The 17,397-nt window shown below is 61.7% G+C and carries 18 protein-coding genes; 4 read left to right on the forward strand and 14 right to left on the reverse strand.

Annotation, left to right across the window (positions count from 1 at the left end):
• Positions 1–31: 31 nt before the first annotated feature.
• Together OZ428_RS23170 and OZ428_RS23175 are read right to left on the reverse strand one after the other, a co-directional pair.
• The gene (locus OZ428_RS23170) at positions 32–322 is read right to left on the reverse strand and encodes a DUF3144 domain-containing protein (protein ID WP_269131438.1); all 291 of its coding nucleotides are present in this window, start codon (positions 320–322) and stop codon (positions 32–34) included.
• A gap of 100 nt (positions 323–422) precedes the next feature.
• Positions 423–1,508: an aldo/keto reductase gene (locus OZ428_RS23175; RefSeq protein ID WP_269131439.1), complete on the reverse strand. Its 1,086-nt coding sequence runs from the start codon at positions 1,506–1,508 to the stop codon at positions 423–425.
• A 141-nt stretch (positions 1,509–1,649) separates the two neighbouring features.
• Here OZ428_RS23175 and OZ428_RS23180 point away from each other — a divergent pair, with 141 nt between their 5' ends.
• Positions 1,650–2,561 carry an AraC family transcriptional regulator gene (locus tag OZ428_RS23180; protein ID WP_269131440.1) on the forward strand — a complete coding sequence of 304 codons (912 nt, stop codon included), beginning with the start codon at positions 1,650–1,652 and terminating at the stop codon, positions 2,559–2,561.
• On the opposite strand, the gene OZ428_RS23185 is transcribed toward OZ428_RS23180, so the two are convergent.
• Positions 2,546–3,241, reverse strand: a complete 696-nt coding sequence (locus OZ428_RS23185) for a tRNA (adenine(22)-N(1))-methyltransferase (RefSeq protein WP_269131441.1) — start codon at positions 3,239–3,241, stop codon at positions 2,546–2,548. The two genes, OZ428_RS23180 and OZ428_RS23185, sit on opposite strands and share 16 nt — an antisense overlap.
• Positions 3,238–3,957, reverse strand: a complete 720-nt coding sequence (locus OZ428_RS23190; RefSeq protein WP_269131442.1) for a FadR/GntR family transcriptional regulator — start codon at positions 3,955–3,957, stop codon at positions 3,238–3,240. The genes OZ428_RS23185 and OZ428_RS23190 overlap by 4 nt, the downstream gene beginning before the upstream one ends.
• Positions 3,958–4,296: 339 nt before the next feature.
• Between OZ428_RS23190 and OZ428_RS23195 the strand changes: the two genes are divergently transcribed.
• Together OZ428_RS23195 and gudD are read left to right on the forward strand one after the other, a co-directional pair.
• Entirely contained in the window at positions 4,297–5,658 is a 1,362-nt protein-coding gene (locus tag OZ428_RS23195; RefSeq protein WP_269131443.1) for an MFS transporter, read from the forward strand.
• A gap of 19 nt (positions 5,659–5,677) precedes the next feature.
• Positions 5,678–7,003, forward strand: a complete 1,326-nt coding sequence (gene gudD, locus OZ428_RS23200) for a glucarate dehydratase (protein WP_269131444.1) — start codon at positions 5,678–5,680, stop codon at positions 7,001–7,003.
• A 1-nt stretch (position 7,004) separates the two neighbouring features.
• Here gudD and OZ428_RS23205 read toward each other — a convergent pair whose 3' ends face one another.
• The 3 genes from OZ428_RS23205 to OZ428_RS23215 form a co-directional block, all read right to left on the reverse strand.
• Positions 7,005–7,370, reverse strand: coding sequence for an addiction module antidote protein (locus OZ428_RS23205; protein ID WP_269131445.1), 366 nt, complete (start codon positions 7,368–7,370; stop codon positions 7,005–7,007).
• Between the two features lies 1 nt (position 7,371).
• Positions 7,372–7,674, reverse strand: coding sequence for a type II toxin-antitoxin system RelE/ParE family toxin (locus OZ428_RS23210; protein WP_033901037.1), 303 nt, complete (start codon positions 7,672–7,674; stop codon positions 7,372–7,374).
• A 139-nt stretch (positions 7,675–7,813) separates the two neighbouring features.
• Positions 7,814–8,737, reverse strand: a complete 924-nt coding sequence (locus tag OZ428_RS23215) for an ABC transporter substrate-binding protein (RefSeq protein ID WP_177095492.1) — start codon at positions 8,735–8,737, stop codon at positions 7,814–7,816.
• A gap of 241 nt (positions 8,738–8,978) precedes the next feature.
• Between OZ428_RS23215 and OZ428_RS23220 the strand changes: the two genes are divergently transcribed.
• The gene (locus tag OZ428_RS23220) at positions 8,979–10,220 is read left to right on the forward strand and encodes an acyl-CoA dehydrogenase family protein (protein WP_269131446.1); all 1,242 of its coding nucleotides are present in this window, start codon (positions 8,979–8,981) and stop codon (positions 10,218–10,220) included.
• A 213-nt stretch (positions 10,221–10,433) separates the two neighbouring features.
• Here OZ428_RS23220 and OZ428_RS23225 read toward each other — a convergent pair whose 3' ends face one another.
• The 7 genes from OZ428_RS23225 to OZ428_RS23255 form a co-directional block, all read right to left on the reverse strand.
• Positions 10,434–11,333 (reverse strand): MBL fold metallo-hydrolase, encoded by a 900-nt coding sequence (locus OZ428_RS23225; RefSeq protein WP_269131447.1) that lies wholly within the window; start codon positions 11,331–11,333, stop codon positions 10,434–10,436.
• Between the two features lie 102 nt (positions 11,334–11,435).
• Positions 11,436–12,593 (reverse strand): acetylornithine deacetylase, encoded by a 1,158-nt coding sequence (argE, locus tag OZ428_RS23230; protein WP_269131448.1) that lies wholly within the window; start codon positions 12,591–12,593, stop codon positions 11,436–11,438.
• The gene (locus OZ428_RS23235; RefSeq protein ID WP_269131449.1) at positions 12,590–13,264 is read right to left on the reverse strand and encodes a DUF1028 domain-containing protein; all 675 of its coding nucleotides are present in this window, start codon (positions 13,262–13,264) and stop codon (positions 12,590–12,592) included. Before OZ428_RS23235 ends, argE begins: the two co-directional genes overlap by 4 nt.
• A 9-nt stretch (positions 13,265–13,273) precedes the next feature.
• Entirely contained in the window at positions 13,274–14,005 is a 732-nt protein-coding gene (locus OZ428_RS23240) for a class II aldolase and adducin N-terminal domain-containing protein (RefSeq protein WP_269131450.1), read from the reverse strand.
• 54 nt (positions 14,006–14,059) lie between these two features.
• A complete protein-coding gene (locus OZ428_RS23245) occupies positions 14,060–14,890 on the reverse strand; it encodes an ABC transporter substrate-binding protein (RefSeq protein WP_269131451.1) in 831 nt (276 codons plus the stop codon).
• A 27-nt stretch (positions 14,891–14,917) separates the two neighbouring features.
• Entirely contained in the window at positions 14,918–15,790 is an 873-nt protein-coding gene (locus OZ428_RS23250) for a phytanoyl-CoA dioxygenase family protein (protein WP_269131452.1), read from the reverse strand.
• A 26-nt stretch (positions 15,791–15,816) separates the two neighbouring features.
• The gene (locus tag OZ428_RS23255; RefSeq protein ID WP_269131453.1) at positions 15,817–17,334 is read right to left on the reverse strand and encodes an amino acid ABC transporter permease/ATP-binding protein; all 1,518 of its coding nucleotides are present in this window, start codon (positions 17,332–17,334) and stop codon (positions 15,817–15,819) included.
• Positions 17,335–17,397 lie beyond the last annotated feature (63 nt).

The following is a 17,397-nucleotide window of genomic DNA, read 5'->3' on the forward strand; positions in this document are numbered from 1 at the left end:
CTCAAAGTCTGTGCAGAGCTGTAACAGTGGCTTATCGGGTCGACATGTACCGGTCGAAATTATTGATGTGATCATCCAGATTATCCTCAAGCATCATCCGGTACTGGTCACAGAAGTACTTCAACATCGCCTCCCGCGCATCGGCCATTTCCGCGCCGGACTTGAAGTTGCGCGCGCTGGCCCAGGCATTGAAGCGTGTGGTGCCAAACATCATCGAGGCGCTGACCTGGCCGAGGTTCTCGTGAGCCTGTAGCTGCTCGTTCGACAGTTCGATGTGCGCGTCGGCACGGTCGTAGAAGGTTGAGTCAGTAGCATCTGCCATTGCGCGTTACCTGGGTGATCGGTGGTGAATAATCGGGCCATTGGAGCATGCACGACTGACCGCTGTCAGCAATCACCCTGTCACTCAGGGATTGATCGATTCATTTCTTCAGGTACGCCTTCTGCTGCTGAAGCCGGGCACCGCCAAACATCAATTGCTGCACCATCGGCCGCGAAACGAAACGCTGCGGAAAGATCGGTTCGGGCGCGCTGACCTGGTCGAGCCTGGCGATATGTTCAGCGTCCAGCTCAATGCTCAGCGCCCCAAGATTATCCTGAGCCTGGGCCAAGGTTCTGGCGCCCATTACAGGTGCAACAACGGCCGGGTTGCACAGCGTCCAGGCGAGCGCGACCTGGGACGGCGTGGCGCCGGTTTCGGCAGCGATGGCGGTGACCGCACTGGCAATCTCCAATGAGCGCGCATTCATATGCCCTGATGAACTGATCACACCCTTGCGTGTGGCCGACACGTTCGCCTCACTGGCTTGGCTCAGATCGTCGCGGCTGTATTTGCCGGTCAGAATTCCGCCACCCAGAGGTGACCACGGCAACACGCCAAGGCCCATTTCGGCAGCCATCGGGATCAGCTCATGTTCGACGCTGCGTTCGATCAGACTGTATTCGATTTGCAGGGCCACCAACGGCGACCAGCCGCGCAGCTCGGCAAGAGTTTGTAGCTGGGCGATTTTCCACGCCGGGGTATTGCAGATGCCCAGGTACAGCACTTTGCCGCTGCGCACCAGGTCGTCCAACCCGCGCATGACCTCTTCGACGCCCGTGGTGAAATCCCAGGCATGCAGGTACAGCAACTCAATGCGGTCGGTGTCGAGCTGGCGCAAGCTGGTCTCCACCGAGCGCATCAGGTTCATGCGATGGTTACCACCCGAGTTGGGGTCGCCCGGATCGCGGGCCATCGTGTATTTGGTCGAGACGACCAGGCGATCACGCTTGCCCTTGAGAAATTGGCCAAGGATGCGCTCCGACGCGCCGTTGGTGTAGTTGACGGCGGTGTCGATCAGGTTGCCGCCTTGGTCGACGTAAGTATCAAAGATCTGGCGTGCTTCGCTTTCATCCGCGCCCCACCCCCAGTCGGCGCCGAATGTCATGGTGCCGAGGGCGAGCGGCGAAACGCGCATACCGGATCGTCCGAGCAGGCGGTAGTGGTCGAGTGCGTTGAGAGTGGGCATGATGAACTCCTGTCAGCGATGGCGTTAAGCCGGTGAAGACAAGTCTGCCCCCCACTGGCTCGCCGCCTGTAACAGGATCGTCCCGCGTTCTTGCACGATTGTCCGGGGCGCTACGTTCATTCGCCTTTCAACGGAGCCCTCATGGATGCCTTGCAACAGTTAATCGAGCTGATCAGCCGTCACGCACCCAGCGACGGCACTCACGCCACACCGATTAACGGCGTAAGCCTGGTACGCTCAGACATTCCCACGCTGCCTATGCCGGTTGTCTACGTGCCGACGCTGTGCTTGATTGTTCAGGGCCGCAAACAGGTGGTCGCCGGCGCAACCTCCTACGTGTATGACGCGGCCACTTACCTGGTGGCCTCGGTGGATATTCCCGTGATGGGTTCGGTCATCGAGGCCAGCAAGGCCGCGCCTTACCTGTGCCTGGTACTCGACCTGGACATGGCGGCATTGACGGATCTGGCGCTGCGGCACCCGGCGCCGGAGCATCAACCCTCGCGGCCCCCCGCAGGCATCGAACTCAACGCCACCACGCCCGAACTGCTGGACGCGGCTGTGCGCCTGGCCAAACTGCTGGATGCGCCCAGAGACATTCAAGAACTCGCACCATTGACGATTCGCGAGGTGCTTTACCGATTGCTCACCGGCAGCGGTCATGGCGCGGTGCGGCAAATGGCCAAGGCCGACAGCCGCCTCAACCAGATCGCCAAAGCCATCGCGTGGCTACGCCAGCATTACGACGAACCCTGCCGGATCGATGCCATCGCAGATATCGCGGGCATGAGCCGGTCCACTTTCCACGCCCACTTCAAGGCGGTCACGTCCATGAGCCCGCTGGAATTTCGCAGTCAATTGCGCTTGCAGGAAGCCCGACGACTGATGGTGGCCGAGGCGGTGGACGCAGCCGGCGCTGGTTTTCGCGTGGGGTATGAAAGCCCCTCGCAGTTCAGCCGTGACTATGTGCGCATGTTTGGTCTGCCGCCGGCCAAGGATGCTGGTCGATTGCGCCGTGACGCGCCTACGGTTGTTGTTCAAGCCAACAACTGAGTAATCCACCCGAGCTGCCGAGCAATTTCCTGAACCTTCTCCTCCGGCACTGTCTGTCGTGCATGCTCCAGGCTGGCCAAGGTCTTTCGCTTTTGATGCAACATACGTTGCCATTTGGCGATGAACGCCGGGCTGCGCGCCTGCATTTGCAGCGGGCCGAAGTACAGCTGCTCAGCGGTGTAAACCACCGGCCCGGTGCGCTCGGCGACGATGATTTCGTAGTAGAAGCGGTTCTCGCGCAGCAGCTCTTCACTGAGGATCGAGTAACCGTTATCCATCAGCCATTGGCGCAGCGGCTGCTCACCGCCATTGGGTTGCAGGATCAATCGCTCTCGGCCGCTCAGGTGCCGCTTGCCGCTTTCGAGGATGTCGCGGATCGTCTCGCCGCCCATGCCGCAGACGCTGATCGCCGTGATGCCGTCATGGGCTTCGATGGCCGCCAAGCCATCGGCCAGGCGCACGCTGATCTGGTGCTCCAGGCCGTTGTCGCGCACGGTGCGTTGCGCCGCATGAAAGGGTGTGGTCGCGACCTCCCCCGCCACTGCCGCTGTGATCAGCCCGCGACGCATCAATGCCACCGGCAAATAACCGTGATCGGAGCCGATATCGGCCAGGCGCGCGCCCGCCGGTACGTTGGCGGCAACGCGCTCCAGGCGCAGGGATAAGGTGTGTTCGTTCAACGCCCCTGCTCCCCCGAAAAACGGTCCCGGCTGTTGGTCAGGTGCAGCACCATGGCGGCGCGGGCGGCGTCCGGGTCCTGGCGTTTGATCGCGTTGAAGATCGCCTCATGTTCCAGGTTCGCCAATTGACCCAACTGGGCAAAGTCGGCGCCGCCACGTTCATCACCTTTCACCTGGGTACGCGGGATCATCGCATTGCCCAGGTGCAGCATGATTTCGGTGAAGAAGGTATTACCGGTGGCCTCGGCGATCAGTTGGTGGAAGCGCTTGTCTTCCTCCACGCAGCTGTCGTTGTTGGCCAGGGAGGCCTGGTAGTCGTCGAGTGCCTGGCGCATGTGGGCCAGTTGTTGGTCGGTGCGGCGCACGGCGGCCAGTGCGACAGCTTGCACCTCAAGACCCAGGCGCAGTTCGAGCATGTTGCGCACGCTGGCGACCGTGTCCACATGCAGGCGCAAGCCCTGCTGCGCCTGTTGCGCCAGCACAAAGGTGCCGATCCCGTGACGGGTCTCGACCAATCCCGACGCCTGCAATTTGGAGATCGCTTCGCGCACCACGGTTCGGCTCACGCCATGCTCAGCCACGACGGTGGATTCCGAGGGCAGTTTTTCGCCAGGTTTCAACTGGCCGAGCAGGATGCGCTGGGTCAGCGCGTCGACCACGCCCTGGGCCAGGTTGGTGGAGCGTTTACGCAGGGGGATTCCACTTTCAATGGGCATTGCAACAGGTCCACGGGGTTGAGCTGGGGGGAGCTTACCACCCAGCCCGGCGTCAGGCCTGGGTTGATTGAAAAAACCCTTAACTTGTATGACAACCAAACTTAAGCCCCTCTCTCACAGATACTCCTCTCACGGTACCCACTGGCAAGAGCCTCGCTCAAAAATCGGCATAAACCCCAGTATATACAGCTTAAATAACCGAAATATCTGTTCTACACACCGCGTTATAAGAAGAAAAACACTCACCCCCGGATTGCGATCTTGAGAAATCTACTTGTATGATGTCTATCAACAAAACGTACAAGCCCGCATAAAAATAATCAGGGGGAGTTTTGAATTGTGACCCATTCAATCCATGTATCTGCCGCACCCGAAAGTGATCCCGTCCTCGCGCGCGCCGTGAGTAAAGTGAAGCGCCATGTGCTTCCACTGTTCGTGATCATGTTCATCCTCAACTACATCGACCGGGTCAATATCGGCTTTGTGCGCACGCACATGGAGCATGACCTGGGCATCGGCGCAGCCGCCTATGGCTTCGGTGCCGGGTTGTTCTTCATCGGCTACGCCCTGTTCGAAGTACCCTCCAATATGTTGCTGCAAAAGGTCGGCGCGCGTATCTGGCTGACCCGCATTATGTTCACTTGGGGCATTGTCGCCACGCTGATGGCGTTCATCCAGAACGAAACCCACTTCTACATCCTGCGCTTCCTGCTGGGGGTGGCCGAGGCCGGTTTCTTTCCCGGGGTGATCTACTACTTCACGCGCTGGCTGCCCGGCGTGGAGCGCGGTAAAGCCATTGCGATCTTTTTGAGCGGCTCGGCGGTTGCGTCGCTGATTTCCGGCCCGCTGTCAGGCGTGCTGTTGCAGATCGAAGGCTTTGGTTTCCACGGCTGGCAATGGATGTTCGCCATTGAAGGCTTGGCTTCGGTGGTGATTGGCTTCTTTGTATGGTTCTGGCTGGACTCCAAACCCCACGACGCAAGGTGGATGACTCGCGAAGAACAGGACGCACTGGTCAATGCCATCGACCAGGAACAGCGCGACCGTGAGGCCCTCACCAGCGTCAAGCCGACCCTCGGCAAGCTGCTCAAGGACCGCCAGATCCTGCTGTTCTGCGCGCTGTATTTCTGCATCCAGCTGACGATCTACGCCGCCACCTTCTGGCTGCCAAGCATCATCAAGAAGATGGGTGACCTCAGTGATGTGCAGGTCGGTTTCTTCAACTCGATCCCCTGGCTGATCTCGATTATCGCCATGTACGCCTTCGCCTCGTTGTCGGGCAAGTTCAAGTTCCAGCAGGCCTGGGTGGCGGCGGCGCTGTTGATTGCGGCAGCGGGCATGTTCATGTCCACCACGGGCGGGCCGGTCTTTGCCTTTGTGGCGATCTGCTTTGCGGCCATCGGGTTCAAGTCGGCATCGTCGCTGTTCTGGCCGATTCCCCAGGGCTACCTGGATGTGCGTATCGCCGCCGCCGTGATCGCGTTGATCAACTCCATCGGCAACCTGGGCGGTTTCGTTGCGCCCACCACGTTCGGCTTCCTGGAACAGACCACCGGTTCGATCCAGGGCGGCCTCTATGGCCTGGCCGGCACGTCGGTGCTGGCCGCGATCCTGGTGTTCTTCGCCAAGACCACGCCCTCTGCCGTGTTGGCTTCACCGAGCGCCGTGCCCACCCGCGCCGCCCTCAGCAAACCTCTTTAAGCTTATTCAGGAACTTGCCATGACTACGCCCGTCGTTACTCACTTCCAGGTCATCCCCGTCGCCGGCCACGACAGCATGCTGCTCAACCTCAGCGGCGCCCACGGCCCGTACTTCACACGCAATATCGTCATCCTCAAGGACAGTTCCGGTAATACTGGCGTGGGCGAAGTGCCCGGCGGCGAACGCATCCGCGAAACCCTGGAAGATGCCCGCAGCCTGGTGATCGGCCAACCCATCGGCCAGTACCAGCGCATCCTCAACCAGATGCGCAGCACCTTTGCCTCCCGCGATGCCGCCGGCCGTGGCTTGCAGACTTTTGACCTGCGCATCACCATCCATGCCGTCACCGCCATGGAAGCGGCGCTGCTCGACCTGCTGGGCCAATTCCTCGAAGTCCCGGTGGCCGCCTTGCTCGGTGAAGGCCAGCAACGCGATGCGGTAAAAATGCTCGGCTATCTGTTTTATGTCGGCGACCGCAGCGCCACCGACCTCGCTTACCGCAACGAAGCCGACAGCGATGATGAGTGGTTCCGCCTGCGCCACGAAACCGCCCTGACGGCCGACGCCGTGGTGCGCCTGGCTGAAGCTGCCAAAGCCAAGTACGGTTTCAATGACTTCAAGCTCAAAGGCGGCGTATTGAGCGGCGACGAAGAAATTGAAGCCGTCACCGCCCTGGCCGAACGCTTCCCGGATGCACGCATCACCCTCGACCCGAACGGCGCCTGGTCATTGAAGGAAGCCATCCGCCTGTGCCGCGACCAGCACCACGTGCTCGCCTACGCCGAAGACCCCTGCGGCGCCGAAAACGGCTACTCGGGCCGCGAAGTCATGGCTGAATTCCGCCGTGCCACCGGCCTGAAAACCGCCACCAACATGATCGCCACCGACTGGCGCGAAATGGGTCACGCGATCCAGCTGCAATCCGTCGACATTCCCCTGGCCGACCCACACTTCTGGACTATGCAAGGCTCGGTACGCGTGGCGCAGATGTGCCATGAATGGGGCCTGACCTGGGGCTCGCACTCCAACAACCACTTCGACATTTCCCTGGCGATGTTCACCCAGGTGGCGGCCGCAGCCCCAGGCGACATCACCGCCATCGACACCCACTGGATCTGGCAGGACGGCCAGCACCTGACCAAGGCGCCGCTGAAAATCGAAGGGGGTTACGTGAAAGTGCCGAGCAAGCCAGGCCTGGGAGTGGAGATCGACATGGACGCGGTCGCCAAGGCCCATGAGGTGTACAAAGGCATGGGCCTCGGCGCGCGGGATGACAGCGTGGCGATGCAGTTTCTGATTCCAGGGTGGTGCTTCAACAACAAGCAGCCGTGCCTGGTGCGCTGATTCAGATTTTTGTAGGGGCGGGCTTGCTCGCTCCTACAATCGGCCGCACAGTCAACTCAACCCCTAACGCCAGCATCAGCTTCTGGATCGTTTCATAGCGTGTCTTCGAGCCCCCCTTCAAGGTTTTATACAGGCTCTCCCGGTTAACCCCAGCCGCTTCCGCCACCTTGTTCACACCTTGGGCCTTAGCAACCTCGGCAAGCGCCTTCATGAGTAGCTGCGGGTCTTGAGACTTCATGCTTTGCGCCAGATACGCACTGATGGTTTGCGGACTGTCGAGGAAGCGCGACGCTTCATAGACGCTAGTGCCGGAAGTATCCAGGTCGAGGATCGGCATGTCCTCGGGTTTGAATTTCGATTCGCTCATTTCATCTACCTCTCAGGGCATCAAGAATCTCTTTAGCCCGCTTGATTCCTCTTTTCTGGTCGGTTTTATCGCTCCCCCACAACATCAGGTAGGCAGTGACTCCCGTACGCACGAAATACATCCTGTAGCCGGGCCCGACAAACACACGCATCTCACTCAGGCCGTCACCTACGGATTCACAATCCCCAAAATTGTTTTCCTCCGCCCGGTCCAAGCGAGCAAGAATCGCCGTTTTCCCCCAAATATCCCGCATACCGTCGAGCCATGTATCAAACTCCGGCGTCCTGCCGATTGAATTAGTCACAGTATCACTTGTAGCCTACTGGCTACTCCTTGTCGATGCCAGTGGAATTTTGTTTCCGGTGAGCGCCGGAGTCAAAAATCCTAGTTCAGCACCTGTACAAACAGCCCGTGGATACTGTGAGCGCTTATTTCCCCCGCGTTTAAAGCACCCGATCAAACAACGGCGCCACGTCATACCGCTGCTTCAACATCTGCGCATCCACCAAAAAATCCGCCGTGGCCTGGGCCTCGCTGATGATCGTCGGCGAGATCGGCAGCACCTTGATCGCATCGCGCTTGAACCACACCTTGGCGATTTCCGGTGCCGACTGGTTAGCCTTCGACCAGGCTTCGGCATATTCATCAACGTGGGTGTTGCTCCACACCCGAGCGCGCGTCAGGCGGGCAATGAAGTCCTTGATGATCGCGCTTTTCTGCGCCAGGGCCGGCTCGTAGGCGACGATGTAGGTCGGTGCGCTCATCAGGCCCTTGGCGTTGCGGATCAGGGTGCTGCCTTCTTTTTCCTGCAGCGACACATAGGGCTCCCAGGTGCCGAAGGCGTCGATGTCGCCCTGGGTCAGTGCCAGGCTGGCCTCGGCCGGCAGCAGGTATTTGAAGTGGACGCTGCTGCGCGGCACACCGGCTTCATCCAGCGCCTTGTACGCCAGTTGCTGGCTCCATGAGCCGTTCCAGATGGCGACGGTCTTGCCCTTGAGGTCGGCCACCGACTGAATGCCCTTGCGCGCCACGATGCCCACGCCGTCGAGGCTGGTCTGGGTGCTGGCGACCACTTTGACCGGCGCGCCATTGGCGGCCAGGCTGATCACCGGGGTATCGCCGACGATGCCCACATCCAGCGCGCCGCTGGCCACGGCCGAGGCCACCGGGGAGCCGGTGTTGAAGCGTTTGAAGTCGATTTTGTAGGGCAGGTCTTTCAGCTCGCCCGACAGCTCCAGCACGATACGGTTGGAGAAGAACTGGTCACCCACAGTGAGGGTCAGCGGTTCGGCGGCGCTGGCCGACGGGCCGTACAGAGCAAGAGACGCCAGGCCCAGCAAGGACAGCAGTGTTCGACGGTTGATCATGGAAAATCCCACAGGGTTGGAGGGTTGGTTCAACCATCTGTGGGCGTGCAGTCTGGTCGTTTGACGTAGAAGCTAACGCAATAAAAGCGCGAGGTTTAATACTGTTGGGCACTATCGATAGAACCGTCGTACAGGTCGCTAGCTGCTTTTCGTATTAAAAACTTCGCCGCGCCTGAGTTAGGGTGAGCTCACCAGACCACTGGACCCCAGCACCTGAACCATTTTCTGCAAGGTCCATTGCATGTCGATTCCCGCTTTGAACATCTGGGGCGCACCGCCCACTGCCCGTTACGAGCAACTGGCCGCACCGTTTCGCCCGCTCTTTGCGCAGATTCTCGCGCAGGCGGCCGTGGCGGATCAGACACGCGGCAGCCTCGCCACCGTGATCCAGCAACTGAACACGTTGGGCTTGCCGCGCTGGCGCCTGCCGGCCAGTTATGGCGGCCAGGATGCAACGTTGGTCGAGCTGCTGGCGTTGCTCACGGAACTGTCCGCCGCCGACTCCAACATCACCCAGGCCCTGCGCGGGCACTTCGGTTTCTGTGAGGACGTACTCAGCGCCAAGGACCTCGACTGGCGCGCCAAGTGGCTGGACCGGCTCAGCCAGGGTGCCCTGCTCTCCCCCGGCAGCACCGAAGTCGGCAACCAGACCCGTGGCGATTTCGAAACCCGCCTGCACCGTGACGAAGCCGGCGCCTTGCGCATCAGCGGCAGAAAGTTCTACACCACCGGCGCGCTCTACAGCGACTTGATCAACACCATCGCCACCGGCGAAGACGGCACGATCTACAGCGTGGTCGTGGACCTCAAGGCGCCCGGCGTGCAAATCGTCGATGACTGGAACGGCTTCGGCCAACGCCTCACCGCCAGCGGCACCTGCCTCTTCGACAACGCGCCTGTGGTGGACGACGAGGTACGCCTCACCCAACAGCGGTTTGGCCACGGCCAGTCGTTCTTCCAGCTCTACCACCTCAGCACCCTCGCCGGCATCGCCCGCCGCGCCGCCCTCAGTGGCGCCGAAGAACTCAGCCAACGCGCGCGCACCTTCACCACCGGCAATGCCGACACCGCCGGCCAGGACGCGCAACTGCTGCAAGTGATCGGCGAAGTCGCCAGCCAGGCCTACGCCGCGCAAGCCATCGCCCAGCAAGCGGCGCAGCGACTGGAATACACCGCCCGCTATGTGATCGCCCATGACCAGCCGCTGCACGATGACGACCCGCAGGTTGCGCTGGCTGAATTGGAAGTGTGCCTGGCAGTGAACCCGGTGGTGGATGCGACACTGGCGGCCACCACGGCGCTGTTCGATGCGCTGGGCGCCAGTGCGACCGCCAGCAACAAGGCGCTGGACCGGTTGTGGCGAAACGCGCGCACCTTGGCGAACCACAACCCGCGCGTGTACAAGTCGCGGATTGTGGGGAATTACCTGGTGAATGGGAGCCTGCCGCCTGCGCAGTGGCGAGTAGGCGTAGCAAAAAGCTAACGGCTGCCCCAACCCCCTGTGGTGAGCGGGCTTGCCCCGCGCTGGGCTGCGCAGCAGCCCCAAAACGGCTACCGCGTTTTTTGCAGGAAAAATCCGGTGGGGCTTTAGAGGGGCTGCTTCGCAGCCCAGCGCGGGGCAAGCCCGCTCACCACAGCAAGCCCGCTCGCCACAAAAGCCTGCTTGCAACATGAGGCTCGCTTGCCTGTGCGACACTCAAAAGTCCCAGAACCCCGCCACCCAACGAAACGCATCCCCCTCCACCACCACCCGCCCCACGGACGGAAACGGCAGGTGGGTAGCCACGAACAACTCACCGCTCGCCGCCGCTTCGTTCATCAGCCGCACGCGCACGCGCACTGACTCTTCGGGATCGTGTTCGAAACCGTTATGCCAATCCGGATGTTCAAAGGCGACGGGAAACAGCGCATCGCCGGCAAAGGTCAACCGCTCGCCGCCAGAGGTCACATACACCACGCTGTGCCCCGGCGTATGGCCGCCGGTGAGCTTGGCGACGACACCCGGCGCGACTTCATGCTCATCGTCGAAGGTATGCAGATTGTCCTTGTACAACCCCATGAATTGCTGGGCCGTAGCCCGTAGCACGTCCGGCACCGGCGCCGGCATGTCGGTATAGGTGAAGTCCGGCGACGCCCAGAAATCGACCTCGATGGCCGCCACATGAATGCGCACGTCCGCACGCAACTTGCGCTTGACCTCGTCCACCAGCAGGCCGCCGATGTGGTCCATGTGCATATGGGTAATCACGATGTCGGTCACCGAGGACAACGGGATACCGGCCGCTTCCAGGCGCTTGGGAAACTGCCCGGCCCGTGGGAAACCGGGAAATTGCCCGCCCAGGCCGGCATCGACCAGAATCACCTGCTCGCCACTGCGCACCACCAGCACATTCAGCGCCCAGTCGAACGCGTCCGGGCCGAGGAACATTTGCTTGAACCACGCCGCGCGGGCGTCGGGGTCGGCGTTGGTGGACATGGTCTGGGTCGGCAGCGGCAGCACGCCGTCACTGATCACCAGCACATCAATTTCGCCGACGCGCACTGCGTAGCGCGACGGCACCAGTTCTTCGGTCGGGGCTTTCAGTAGGGTTGTCATGGTCGCTCTCCTGTTGTTTGAAGGCGAATGTCTCGCCTGCAAAACAGTGTGCGACGGGGCTACAACGCTCGGAATCCTACCTGGGTATGGGCCGTGTATACCTTAGTTTGAAGGCTGGCTCACAAACCCCAGCACCCGCGCCAGCATCCGATCACAGGCCTGCAACTGCGCCACGCTGATGAACTCATCCGGCTTGTGCCCCTGCTCCATGCTGCCCGGCCCGCACACCACCGTGGGAATACCGGCTTGGTCGAACAGCCCACCTTCAGTGCCAAACGCCACGGTGCCGAATTCCCGCGAGCCGCAGAACTGCGCCACCCACTCAGCGGCCTGGCTTTCCAGCGACGTGGCCAAACCCGGATAGCTGGACAACTCGCTGAGACTGATCGCCGCTTGCCCGCTCACCGCCCGCATCGCCGGCAGCAGGGTTTGCTCGGCGTATGCCTGCAATTGCCGGGCAACTTGCCAGGGGTCCTGGGCCGGCAAGGAGCGCACTTCGAAGTCAAAACTGCAGTCCTGCGGGACGATGTTCAGTGCCTTGCCACCGTTGATCAGGCCGGTCTGCACCGTGGAAAACGCCGGATCGAAACGTTGATCCAGATGCTGCGGCGCCTTAAGCGCTTCGCCGAGCCGCACCAGCTCGCTGATCAAGCGCGCGGCGTATTCAATGGCATTCACCCCCGCCGGCGCATAGGCCGAATGGCACGCTGCGCCGTGCACATGGCAACGCATTGCCAGCTTGCCCTTGTGGCCGAGCACCGGCTTGAGTTCAGTGGGTTCGCCGATCACGCACAACAAGGGCTTGACCGGCTGATCATGGAATCGCTCGATCAGCGAGCGCACACCCAGGCAGCCGACTTCTTCGTCATACGACAGCGCAATGTGCACCGGCATGCGCAGCGAGGCCTTCACCAAGGCCGGCACACACGCCAGCACACAGGCGATATAACCCTTCATGTCCGCCGTGCCACGGCCGTACAACTTGCCGTCTTTCTCGGTGAGGTCAAACGGCGCCACGCTCCAGCGCTGCCCATCCACCGGCACTACGTCGGTATGCCCGGACAACACAATGCCGGGCACTTCTGCCGGGCCGATAGTCGCGAGCAGATTGGCCTTGCTCTTGTGTTCGTTGTACAGCAGTTCGCAGGCCACGCCGTGGCCCTGCAAATACGTGCGCACAAAGTCGATCAAGGCCAGGTTGGATTCGCGGCTGGTGGTGTCGAAACGCACCAGTTGCGCCAGCAGGTCGCGGCTGTTCATCGGTCGTCTCCCGGTACGGCGTAGCCGGGGGCGATCTGTGGGTTGATGGCGCGATCGATGTAGGCCTGCAACTGCCCGCGATAGGCCTGCCAGAGTTGATCGAGGGCGCCGATGGGGTCTTCATCGGCCCAGTCCACGCGCAGGTTGACGATGGGCCACAAGAGGTCATCCACCACCACCAGCGCCGCCGAATGCACCGGCCCCGCCTCACCACCGCCCGCCAGACCGGCGTGCATCGCCGCCAGCAGGCGGTCGGCCAAAGGCCCGGAGGCCTGTTCGAAAGCCGCCACCATGGCGTCGATCACAGCAGGTTGGGCGAGCATATTCCCCGCCGCCACACACTGCTCGCCACTCACCGCATGGTGGATGCCCAGGGTCTGCGCGCCACTGAAATGTGCGGTGCGGCCCTGGCTATCAATCACCGTGACCTGGCGGTACTCACTGTGATCCTGCCCAGCCAAGGCGGACAACGCCTCACTTGGCGCCAAGCCCTGCTCCAACAGGTCCAGCACCTGCGGCCCCAGGCTTGGCAAGGTGATGTTCTGCGACGCCACCGCCCCCACGCCGGGCCGCAGCCACGGGCAACGCGCGCCCACGGCAATGCTCGATGAGCTGATGGCGATGCCCAACTGGCCCGTCTCGGCGCAGCGGGCGACAACGGAAAACGTCATGTGGAGTCCTCAGTCGAGCACCGAAGGGTCAGCGTCGATCATCAATTGCTTCATTTCTTCAAAGTGCCGGCGCGAGAAATCGGCAATGCCTTCCCAGCCCCGCGCGGTTTTTTCCGCCACTTCATCCGACAACACCCGCAACGGCTGCCCGGTGGACCAGGCGGTGACGAGGATCTGGCAGGAACGTTCCAGGGTCCAGATATCGTCAAAGGCTTCACCGATGGAACCCGCCGTGACCATCACGCCGTGGTTGCCCATCAGCAGCCGGCTCTTGCCATCCAGCAACCCGGCCAGGCGCGCGCCTTCGGCCTCGGTGTCGGCCATGCCGCCGTACAGTTCGTCCACCGCCACGCGGTTGAAATAGCGCGCGGTGTTCTGGTCGATCGGCGGGATATGCGGCTTGGCCAGGCACGCCACAGCCGTGGTGTAGACCGGGTGTAAATGCAGCACCGCGCGGGTTTGCGGCCGCAGGCGATGGATCTGACCGTGGATCGACCAGGCGGTGGCGTCCACGTTCGGGTGATCGGCACAGGACGCATCGTCAGCGTTCAACAGCAGCAGGTCGCTGGCGCGAATGCGCGAGAAGTGCTTCCACTTCGGGTTGAGCAAAAACTGTTTGCCATCGGCCGACGCGGCAGCGCTGAAGTGGTTGGCCACCGCCTCATGCATGCCCAGGTGGGCGATGATGCGAAAGGTCGCCGCTAGGTCAATGCGCGTCTGTTCTTCGTGGGATAACGCCATGAATCGGTCTCCGCAGGGCGCGGCCGCACGGTTATGCGGCACGCGCTGATGGGTTTACTTCGGCATCAATGCCGCGATGTCGGCATCGGTGGGTGCCTGGAAGTTGTACTTCTTGAGCAAGGCGGCGTATTCCGGCGTGGCGCGGTATTTTTCCAGGCCGTCGATCAGGGCCTTTTTCACCGTGTCATTGCCCTTCTTCACGCCGAAGCCGTTCAGCACCGGGTAGATCAGCGTGTCGGAGGAAATCACCACGCGGCTGCCGAGTTTGTCGATCACGCCACGGGCCACGGCGGCGTCGGTGATCTGCGCTTCAACCGCGTGAGCCAGCAGGGCCTGGGTGGTTTGCGGGTCGGTGCTGTATTCGCTGATCTGGATCGGCTTCAGGCCCTTGGCCACGCAGTACTCGGCCGACAGCTTGTTCATCTGTGCCAGCCACGACGTTGCGCCCATGGAGCCGATCTTGTGGCCGCAGAACTCTTCCGGGGTCTTGGGCTGGAAGCTGCTGTCCTTGAGGGTCAGGATCGACTCGCCGCTCTTGAGGTAAGGGATCATGTCGATGACCTTGACCCGCTCCGCCGTGATGTACATCGACGAGTTGGTCACATCGAAACGCCCGGCTTGCAGGCCGGTGATCAGGTTAGGGAACCGCGTGTCGAGGGTCTCGACCTTGCGCCCCATGACCTTGCCCAGGCCGTCCATGAACTCGATGTCAAAGCCTGCGGGTTTGTTGTTATCCATGTACTCATACGGGAAGAACGTTACGTCGGAACCGGCGATGATCTTGCCGTCCTGCTGGAACGCCGAAGCCGCCAACGAAGTCATCGCAACCGCTGCGCCCAGCAGGCACACGGCAAGGGGACGAACACTTTTACGAAACGCTGTCATGGTGATTACCTGCAAGGTTTTGGGGGGTTAGGCAGTGGCGCAATCTTGTCCCGCCTGTTGCACGAAGAACGAGGCGCCACGGGGCTTTTGCGGCAAGCGCATGTGATTGTACGTGGAACGCACCAAGCCACTTTCTTCACCGGCCACCAGCAGGCCGGCATGTGCGCTGGGCAGAGGGTTTTCGCCGAATGGCAGCGCGTCTTCAGCGGCGTACACGCTGATGAAGAGGGTGCGCGGCAGTTCGGTCTCGTTAGGGCTGGAAGCATGCAGCAGACGGGTGTGCATGAAGCACACGGAGCCCGCAGGGCCGTAGCAGGCCACCGGTTGCTGGCAGTGTTCTTCGACGACCGCGTCGTCCACCGAGCCGGTGAACCGCTGGTGCTGCCAGTGCGACCACAACGGGCCCTTGTGGCTGCCGGGAATCACGTTCAGCGGGCCGTTTTCCGGGGTCACTTCGCTGACCATCAGCAAGGCGGTGACGATGTCGTCGTTGCTGTGGGGCGTGAACAGGAAGTCCTGGTGCCACTTCACCTGGGTCGCAGTGTGTGGCAGTTTCGAGTTGATCTTGCTGTGGTGGAAGCGTGTGCCATGGGCGCCGATCAACTGCGCGGAAATCGCCGCCATGCGCGAGTGCAACGCCACACGTTCATAGGCCGCTGAAATCTCGGTGGGCGAACTCACCCGGCGCAGCGACGGGTGATCGGCGCGGTGGTCGCCCTCCAGGTCAAAGCGCTCGCGGCCATCGACGGTGGCCCCCCAACCCTGCTCATGGCTGCGGCTTTCTTCGACCCACTGGTCGAAATCGTGTTGCAACGCCGCCACTTCCTCCGGCGACAGCACGCCTTCGACCACCAAGAATCCGTCACGCTGGAATTGTTCGATGTGCGCTTGCTCGATCATTGTGTTTTTCCTGAACGTTGAGGGGGTCACGCCAGCGAGACGTCCTTGAGGAACGCCTCCACGCGTGGGTTGTGGCCGCTGCGCAAGGCGCCCGGCGTGTCGTCGCAGACCACGCGGCCCTTCTCCATGAACACGATGCGGTCGGACACCTTGAAGGCGAAGTTCATCTCGTGGGTGACGATCACCATGGTGATGCCCTCCTCGGCCAGGGCTTCGATGACTTGCAGCACTTCGTTGACTTTCTCTGGGTCGAGGGCCGAGGTGGGCTCGTCGAACAGCATGATCTGTGGGCGCATCATCAGGGCGCGGGCGATGGCCACGCGTTGCTGTTGGCCGCCGGACAGCTGGTGCGGGTACTTCCAGGCGTGATCGAGCATGCCGACCTTGTGCAGCAGCGCGTAGGCCTGTTGCTTGAGCTCGGAGGTCGCGCCCAGGCGATGGTATTTGGGCGCCATCAGCAGGTTGTCGAGTACGCTCAAATGCGGGAACAGGTTGAAGCTCTGGAACACCATGCCGATGTTCAGGCGGTGCTCGGCGTGCTCGATGTACTGGGGTTTCTGCGCGCCGACTTTGTTCAAGTGAATGAATGGCTGGCCATTGATCCTGATCTCGCCGTTGTCCAGTTGCTCAAGGCCATTGAGCAGGCGGATCAGCGTGGTTTTGCCAGAGCCGGACGGGCCGATCACCGACACCACTTCGCCGGGCTGGATCTGCAGGTTGACCGAGCCCAGCACCTCGATATCGTTGTAGGCCTTGTGCAGCCGAGCGGCCTGCAACGCAGGTTCGCCATTGGTGGCCGGGCGCGCCAAGGCGGTGCGCTGTTGGGTGGCCAGAGCCAGCACCGCCGCATCGGGAACACGGGACACGTTGCGCTGGTTGACGTCGAGAAAGCGCTCCAGTCGTTTGAGCAGGAAATCGAACACCGTGACGATGAACACGTAGAAGAACGCCACCGCCGCCATGGTCTCGATCACCAGGAAGTTCTGCGAATACAGGCGCTGGCCGACCATCAGAATCTCGGTCAGGGAAATCACCGACACCAGGGAGGTGAGCTTGACGATGGAGATGTATTCGTTGGCCAGCGACGGCAAGGCCACCCGCAACGCCTGGGGAATCACCACGCGCCATTGCGTGCCGAAGAACTTCAGGCCCAGTGCCCGCGCCGCTTCGCCCTGGCCCTTGGGAATCGAGAGCAGGCCACCGCGATGGATCTCGGCCACGTAGGCGGTCTCGCAGATCACCAGCGCGAGCAGGCCGGACCAGAACGGGTCGGCCAGGACCGCCGAGGTGCCGGGCAACGCTTGCGGCAGGTTGTAGATAAAGATCAGCAGCACCAACAGCGGCAGGCTGCGGAACAGCCAGATGTAACCGCGCGCCGGCACGTTGAGCAGGCCATGCTTGGACTGCTTGGCCAGCGCCAGCAGAAAGCCCAGGCCGATGCTCAAGACCCAGGTCAGGGTGCTGAGCTTGATCACCGTCCACGTCGCACGCCAGAACTCGGCATCGCCCAGCAAGCCAAACATGTAATTCCAGTCGAATGTCATCGTCGCTGTGCCCTGAGAAGTTGATCTACATCGATGGGTTCAGAGTCGTGGGGGGAGGCACTT

This window comes from Pseudomonas sp. GXZC, from assembly GCF_026967615.1.
Taxonomy (GTDB): Bacteria; Pseudomonadota; Gammaproteobacteria; order Pseudomonadales; family Pseudomonadaceae; genus Aquipseudomonas; species Aquipseudomonas azotoformans_A.

Bases quoted from the DNA above. Each gene is read 5' to 3' on its own strand.
- OZ428_RS23170 (WP_269131438.1), bottom strand. From the start codon at position 322: ATGGCAGATGCTACTGACTCAACCTTCTACGACCGTGCCGACGCGCAC.
- OZ428_RS23175 (WP_269131439.1), bottom strand. From the start codon at position 1,508: ATGCCCACTCTCAACGCACTCGACCACTACCGCCTGCTCGGACGATCC.
- OZ428_RS23180 (WP_269131440.1), top strand. From the start codon at position 1,650: ATGGATGCCTTGCAACAGTTAATCGAGCTGATCAGCCGTCACGCACCC.
- OZ428_RS23190 (WP_269131442.1), bottom strand. From the start codon at position 3,957: ATGCCCATTGAAAGTGGAATCCCCCTGCGTAAACGCTCCACCAACCTG.
- gudD (WP_269131444.1), top strand. From the start codon at position 5,678: ATGACTACGCCCGTCGTTACTCACTTCCAGGTCATCCCCGTCGCCGGC.
- OZ428_RS23205 (WP_269131445.1), bottom strand. From the start codon at position 7,370: ATGAGCGAATCGAAATTCAAACCCGAGGACATGCCGATCCTCGACCTG.
- OZ428_RS23215 (WP_177095492.1), bottom strand. From the start codon at position 8,737: ATGATCAACCGTCGAACACTGCTGTCCTTGCTGGGCCTGGCGTCTCTT.
- OZ428_RS23220 (WP_269131446.1), top strand. From the start codon at position 8,979: ATGTCGATTCCCGCTTTGAACATCTGGGGCGCACCGCCCACTGCCCGT.
- OZ428_RS23225 (WP_269131447.1), bottom strand. From the start codon at position 11,333: ATGACAACCCTACTGAAAGCCCCGACCGAAGAACTGGTGCCGTCGCGC.
- argE (WP_269131448.1), bottom strand. From the start codon at position 12,593: ATGAACAGCCGCGACCTGCTGGCGCAACTGGTGCGTTTCGACACCACC.
- OZ428_RS23235 (WP_269131449.1), bottom strand. From the start codon at position 13,264: ATGACGTTTTCCGTTGTCGCCCGCTGCGCCGAGACGGGCCAGTTGGGC.
- OZ428_RS23240 (WP_269131450.1), bottom strand. From the start codon at position 14,005: ATGGCGTTATCCCACGAAGAACAGACGCGCATTGACCTAGCGGCGACC.
- OZ428_RS23245 (WP_269131451.1), bottom strand. From the start codon at position 14,890: ATGACAGCGTTTCGTAAAAGTGTTCGTCCCCTTGCCGTGTGCCTGCTG.
- OZ428_RS23250 (WP_269131452.1), bottom strand. From the start codon at position 15,790: ATGATCGAGCAAGCGCACATCGAACAATTCCAGCGTGACGGATTCTTG.
- OZ428_RS23255 (WP_269131453.1), bottom strand. From the start codon at position 17,334: ATGACATTCGACTGGAATTACATGTTTGGCTTGCTGGGCGATGCCGAG.